Genomic DNA, 6,801 nt, shown 5'->3' on the forward strand with positions numbered 1-6,801 from the left:
AGTCCGGTTTTTAGGAGGGGTTACAGACTCATTTGAATAGGCGATTCCAAATCAAACTGATTTGGTAATGCTAGCGGCTGAGGTTCTACAAACAGCTGTTCGGCCAAATTGTAATTTCCATCAACCAAATTGTCTTTCAAAAATTTATCGCCTAAATCTCTGGCATCGACAGCCGTATATTTCTCGTACATAGACCAAAGCGATTCTCCATTGCAGTCACGCACATATGTTAGTTCGCGTTGTATTTCATTCAACCGTAATGGTTGCCTTTCTAGATTGATTACATGAATTTTCTGGATCTTCGGAAATGTATTTTTCATTTCAAATCCGAAGGCCTGGCATCTGTTCGAGGGCAAAAATCTTCGAGATCTAACAAATGTGCGAAAGAAATAATTTAATAAATTGGACAAAGGAGCCGGATGTTTCATTGATTTTTATTGGTATTTTCGGCTTGAATAGACTTGTCCATTAGAGTGTCTCCAATTCCTAGCGTCGTTTCGATAACTGAGGTTCCATTCGTTTTTAGCGGTATTCTCCCAATCATGAAATATGAACATTGTATCCTCAATGGTTTTGTCAGCGAGCATATTATCGAAAATTGTCTTGGTAAGATTCCCTGGCCCGGTGGTAGATTGAATTTCCGGTAATTCGTTGGCTGTATTATTTTCGAGAGCAAGAAGCGCCCTTTTTAAAGCACTCGCCACTATTATATTTCCTTTTTTGGCAATAAGCGGATTGTTATTAAAGTAAAAAATCCAATGATCATTGTTTGCACCCTGTTTTGTAAAAATGGATGGCGACACCATAGTGTTAGTCGCGATGTCGTAGCAGAGTGGCTGAATCTTTAAACGGCAATCGTCGAAGTACTTATTAATCGGTACTCCTGTATACTTGTCATCAACATCTATATAACATCCTCCATCAATGAAAATATAGCATAATCTGAAAAAATCAGATTGCATAGCCGGATGATAACATTTGTCAAAAGCCAATTTATGCCGGACGTCCAATTTCTTAAGAATATAGTCACCAGCTTTTTGTTTATCGAAGACTTGATGATTGAACCCCGATTCTCTAGTTGTCTTCCAAGTCTCTATACATGCTCCTACATCATCAGGTAGATTATCAAAATTATCCCAGAACTGAATAATCATTTTAGGGATTTCATTACTTGATGATGGCGGCTGATATGATTGTAGATTAGATCGCTGAATAAATTCGCGAATGAAATTGGATCTTGTCTTATAATCGTCCTTTTCGATTTTGGGCTTAGTCATGATAGATGCAAACTGTTTAGTTAACAGAAAATCAAATTTGTTGGTTATTCAGTCTAATTTTCTCTGTTATTCAATTATAGCCAGATTGATTCCCTTCAAACTTCTATAAAGATCAATTGCATATGAATCAGTCATTCTGGACACAAAGTCAGTAACTTGTAGTAGTTTTTCTGCACTGTCGGCGTGCCATTTACCCTCCGCTGTCAAAAATTGCTCCGGTATTAGGGCAAACAACTTTCTATTTTTAGTTTTTTCAAACTTATCAAAAGCCGCTCCGCAGAATTCTCGCAACAAGCCACCTAGAACTTCGAAGCCAGCTAGCTCAATTTTAAGGACCAACGGATGGTTAAAAGCTCTTTTAATAAGATTTTGCTTGATATTTTCTAATTCAGCATTACTTGGACATATGTCTAGCAATTCTTTATTGAATCTGCCATTCATAATCTCGTCATACTTTTCTTTCCAGACTTCAATTGCTTGATAAATTAGGGAAGAGATTGCCTTCGCTCTTAGATAAGCGAGATATTCTGTTTCATTAATTTTTTTCGCCATCTCGGGTTTAAAGCGATCCTCAACAATTGGCGTTAAACGACAAATAGCTTCTAGATGACTTACGGCGGTTTTGTAATCTAGCAATCGTAATTTGACTGAATCTTCAACATCGATAACTCTGTAACAGATAGTATCGGCAGCTTCCATCAAAAAGGATAATGGGTGCCTACACCAAACTCTATTTTCAGCGGTTCCTCTGTATTTAAGTCCTAACTTAGTCGCAACTGACTCAAAATTTTCTCGATCCGAATAGAAAAAACCATATTTATCTTCAATCACATATTCTTCATCAATCGAACTTGAACTCCAAGGATATTTAGTAAAAGCTCCTATTGAAGCGTAAGTAAGCTCTAAACCTGGGGTGCGCGTTAGAATTCGAAAACCGGCAGCATTTCCCTCGAAAGTTTTCAAATCTTTACCTTCTTCATCTATTAATGCGGTGGTGTATTCTTTTCCCTCGTTTTTGAAGAACGCACCGATTGCCTTTTCACCTGAATGCCCGAACGGGGGATTGCCTATGTCATGAGCAAGACAGGCAGCTGCAACAATATTGGCAAAATCATCAAGTACAAAGCCCTCCCTAGAACTTAACTCGGTGCGAACTAAAGCGGGCTCTTTAGTTTCTAAGACAAATTGCCCTGCTAATAAGCCCAACGAGCGGCCAACCGAAGACACTTCAATGCTATGAGTTAGCCTATTGTGGATGAAGTCACTTTTGGGGATTGGAAAAACCTGCGTTTTATCCTGCATTCTTCTGAATGGGGAGGAAAAGAGAATGCGGTCTATATCCCTTTGATAAGGGGATCTCGGATCATAACTTGGATCGATATAGGTTTTGTTAAATCTTTCTTTACACAGGAGGTCTTTCCAATTCATATATTAATTTTTTTATTCCACTCTTCCCATATCATCACCATGGCAAGAGTATCTAGTTCACAATATTTTAATAATGCGTTTCTTATAAATTCTCTTTCGGCGATCTGAATCTGGGTAAATTGCATCTGTGCATAAGCTACCATTGCCGCACCACCGTCTCTAATTTCTCCCTCTTCGGAGGTCAAATAGCTGTCCAACAATTCTGAATCGACTCCATCGAACACTGGATTTAAAAGATAATAAGGATTAATGATTGTTCCATCATCATTGAATTTAATCCATATGTGGTCGTTAAAATTTAGGCTTTTTACTTGCGTCCCGTAAATAGGCTGACTATATTTTTCCTTTAAGAAAGAACTACTATTTATTATTGCTGGTAACACTGTTTTTATAGAATTTGAGCCATTGGTTTCTGGAGCGTAGTAGTACTTTTTAACAAGTTCGCACAGATCGACCATGTTACGATCTCCAATCCAGGATTCGGCTGTGCTTTGTGATGATTTTGTAATTGTTTTTATCCAATCACATAATTCTTGTCGGTCAGGCTCTTGAGATTCACAAAGTTGACGAAATATGGCATTCAATATTGAATTTTCGTGAGCAGAATACCGAAAAATAGTACCATCGTCCTTATCTAGTTCATTTTTCAATTCACGAACAAATTGAAAATTTGGAAAACGACCCTGTTCAGCATCAATCCATTGCCCCTTATGCGCGATTGTCCCATCTTCGTAAATGATGTGATGAGAGAATTGAAAAGCAATCTGCTCATATGGGCGTCTTCCCATGTTGAATGGAATTGCCACCGCGGTGGTTTCAAAATCTATGAAGTGCAATGGATATTTGAACTTTCGAAAAATCTCGCTTAAGCCTTCAACGTCACAATAAATAGTATTGTCATCTTCTTTAGACTTTGTTATTTGCATAATCTGCCGATCCGTATTACTGAGGCCCGCCTCCCCGACTTTGGAACTTCTTGTCGTTTTTGGTTGAAGATCTTGTGGATGAATCTCTGCCTGAAATAAACGTCGTTCCTTTATAAAACTATCTTTGCCACGACAATTCCATATATCAAGTACTGAAGGCTTTTGAAAATCGTCAGGTGTGAGTCCATAAACTCTTGTCCAACATTCTTTGAAGCCGCTGAGAAATCCATAAGACTCATCTTCTGAAGATGCCCTGAATTCGCAATCTCTACAATACGCTTTTAAGTCTCCCTGGATAAGCTCATCTTTTTCGTATTTATCTGAAAAAAATGTTATGAGTCCTTCAAATGAAAGGTTTAGATAAGTATCGAATACTTCTTCGGCAAAAATTCGGTCTATAATATCGTCGACATGGATTGCGCAAAGAATCTTATGCCCCAAGGCTATAGGGCTTACGTCACCAATAACATTAATTTTTGCTCTACCTAATGGGTCCTGAGTTAACAAAAAACGTTGATTTAGTCCATCAACGGATGCTAACGAACTTTTATCAGCAACCATCAAAAATGCGGAAATGTTATGGCCGGGAAGTGAATTTTGTACGACATATCGCTGAAAGGCAATATCACATAAATAAGGTTTCCAGGTAGCATTCGGTAAACCTGCTTTCGTTGTTAATTGTTCATCTACAGAGTCAGCAGACTTCGCTTTTACCTCATAAATACTAATAGCGTTTCCTTTTTTGACAATGACATCTGCGCGTATGAACAGATTATCGTGCCGAAAGGCGGCCTCATAAATGATGACACTATCTTTTTTAAGAAGCTCGTTCGTCTTCGCCAAGGCAATTTCATAATCCAATTCATCAATGTTAACTCCTCCAGGAAAGTAACATTTTGCCAGCTCTCCAACCTGAAAACCGCCCTTGGCTAAAGCCGCTAAGAAATCGTTATCGAGTTTTTTGTCTACGTATTGTTCTTTTTTAGTGTAGTAAAGCTTTGTCGGGCATTCTAAACCAAGTTTGAAACGCGACTTAGTCAGGTATCTTGGAGGTGTCATAGATCTGATAAGGTTTATCCAAATCTAATTGATTTTAAAACACTTCCAAATTTATTTTGAGGTTTGCAAATACAAAGCTAAATTTTTAATCCCTGCAATGTCTTTTTTTTACTTTAAATTAACGTCTAATTAATTTTTGCTAACCAGTTGGTTCGAAAATAATCCCTTAAGGTTCACATTTATAGCGATCCATGTGAGATTTAAATTTTAAAATACGGTCTAAATGGCGAATGTTTTTAAAACCATAGATTGTTAGGTTGGTTTCGTAATAAAACCTATCCTATGGCAACCCAAAGCAAATACTTTAAATTCCGTGGACGTTTCGATTTCTCACCACACCGTTTCGAAATCGGCAATCCTGTTAGGCAAAACAGAGCTTTAGCAGATAACTTTTTTCTAAAGAAGCTTTACCAACTGAACAAAAAAGAATTTGCCCCTTACTATAACTTTCACCTCGTTTTTTTTTCAGAAGACTACCCTGATCAAGAAGAAGAGTTCTTTAAACATGTCACCGATATTGTAATTAACCGCATAGCCTTTTATAAGAAGAAAGATCCGTTTTCTTCGAACTACCCAAGCCACATGGCAAGTGCGAGGCAACTAGAAGTATTTCTTGATTTTCTTAAAACGGTAGACCGATGGCACAAACTCGAATCTATCGAATCTGTTGTCGCAGAGAAAGAGCGGATGATCGATCTGCTAAATGCTAAGATAGCTTATCTGGAAGGACAATTAAAAGAAGCTACAAAATACGATGCCGGTGAAAAGATCGTAATTGACAAAGGCAGTATGTCTACTTTCATGAACCTTGTACACCAGATACAAGACTTGAAACTACCTAATGATAATCGGCTCGTCCGTTCGCAGGCGCAAAGCCCTTGGTATAAAATGATTGCCAAGTACTTTAAACATGGCGATAAAGACATCTCAATTGATACAGCACATAATTACTTTCCGGCGAATAAAGACGATAAGCCATCGAAGTATATCAATATCGCGGAGGAGGATGCGCTTTTCAAGATCGTTCCCAAAGAAAAGAAATAATTTACCGCTCCAAATCTGACCAAACGCGTCCATTGGTCATTCATTTTGCCATATCTCTCTTGACATTTGAACCATAACATTCACAGGCAATTATTATACATCGCCTTGAACCAGTTTATTATTTACCCAAACAACAGGAGGATCAGTGATGAATTTGGAGATTATCACCAAAGAAGATTTAAAGGAGTTTAAAAGCGAACTGCTGACCGAGATTAAAAAGCTCGTTCAGTTGGATGGACAAGCTACGTCCAAAAAATGGCTCAAAAGTAACGAAGTAAGAAAGCTGTTGAAAATATCGCCAGGCACCTTACAGAACCTGCGCATCAACGGTACATTGAGTTATACCCGTATCGGCAGCATCATGTATTACAAACTCGAAGACATTAACAAGCTACTGGAAGGGGGTATGCAATGAGTATCCATAAAATTGCGGTGAGTGAACTTGCCGGTTACAGTAAGCTGCTCAAACGCATGAGCATGGACGTGAGGCTGAATACTACACACATCAGCTTGTTCAGTGCATTATTCGTCCAATGGCAACGCGGTGGTTTCAAAAGCCCGTTTTCTGTTACCAGAAAAACGCTGATGGCTTTCAGCCGTATAGCATCTATTGCAACATATCACAAGTGTATCAAAGAACTCGATGAATATGGTTACATCCGTTATCAGCCGNCGATGAATATGGTTACATCCGTTATCAGCCGTCGTACCATCCCAAATTCGGCAGCCAGGTTTACTGGCCTACCGGTTGGGAAATGTAGCCCGGTATTTTATATCGGCATAGCTGTATATCGGGCTATACTGATAACCACATATCGGAATAACTGGTTATTCCGATATAGGTATATCCAGCTATATAAATCCGGTGCAGCCAAAGGTTGCACCGGTAATGATTTGCTTCGCAAATCAGGAAGAAAAGCGGCGGTCGCTTCGCGAAAGCGGAGTTGTCTTGTCCTGAAATAGGTTTACACCTAACCAGGACAAAACATGGAAAAGAAAAGATTTAAATCGAAACAGCGACCAAGTAAGTTTTTCAGTGTAAAACAGAAGCATGAGATCATCAAAGC

General features: G+C 38.6%; 6 protein-coding genes. 2 read left to right on the forward strand and 4 right to left on the reverse strand.

From position 1 onward, the window contains the following. Nucleotides 1-20 precede the first annotated feature (20 nt). The 4 genes from DUL71_RS31700 to DUL71_RS31715 form a co-directional block, all read right to left on the reverse strand. The gene (locus tag DUL71_RS31700) at nt 21-320 is read right to left on the reverse strand and encodes a glycosyltransferase family 25 protein (protein ID WP_114941811.1); all 300 of its coding nucleotides are present in this window, start codon (nt 318-320) and stop codon (nt 21-23) included. Between the two features lie 114 nt (nt 321-434). Next, a complete protein-coding gene (locus tag DUL71_RS31705; protein WP_114941812.1) occupies nt 435-1,277 on the reverse strand; it encodes a glycosyltransferase in 843 nt (280 codons plus the stop codon). A gap of 66 nt (nt 1,278-1,343) precedes the next feature. After that, nucleotides 1,344-2,705, reverse strand: coding sequence for a dGTP triphosphohydrolase (gene dgt, locus DUL71_RS31710; protein WP_114941813.1), 1,362 nt, complete (start codon nt 2,703-2,705; stop codon nt 1,344-1,346). After that, entirely contained in the window at nt 2,702-4,690 is a 1,989-nt protein-coding gene (locus DUL71_RS31715) for a DUF2779 domain-containing protein (protein ID WP_114941814.1), read from the reverse strand. Before DUL71_RS31715 ends, dgt begins: the two co-directional genes overlap by 4 nt. 282 nt (nt 4,691-4,972) lie before the next feature. On the opposite strand from DUL71_RS31715, the gene DUL71_RS31720 reads away from it, so the two are divergent. Both DUL71_RS31720 and DUL71_RS31725 read left to right on the forward strand, forming a co-directional pair. Then, the gene (locus tag DUL71_RS31720; RefSeq protein WP_154402539.1) at nt 4,973-5,734 is read left to right on the forward strand and encodes a hypothetical protein; all 762 of its coding nucleotides are present in this window, start codon (nt 4,973-4,975) and stop codon (nt 5,732-5,734) included. A 148-nt stretch (nt 5,735-5,882) separates the two neighbouring features. After that, on the forward strand, nt 5,883-6,149 hold the full coding sequence (locus DUL71_RS31725) for a helix-turn-helix domain-containing protein (protein WP_114941816.1): 267 nt from the start codon (nt 5,883-5,885) through the stop codon (nt 6,147-6,149). The last annotated feature ends 652 nt before the right edge of the window (nt 6,150-6,801 follow it).

The organism is Mucilaginibacter endophyticus (genome assembly GCF_003351025.1).
Lineage (GTDB): Bacteria > Bacteroidota > Bacteroidia > Sphingobacteriales > Sphingobacteriaceae > Mucilaginibacter > Mucilaginibacter endophyticus.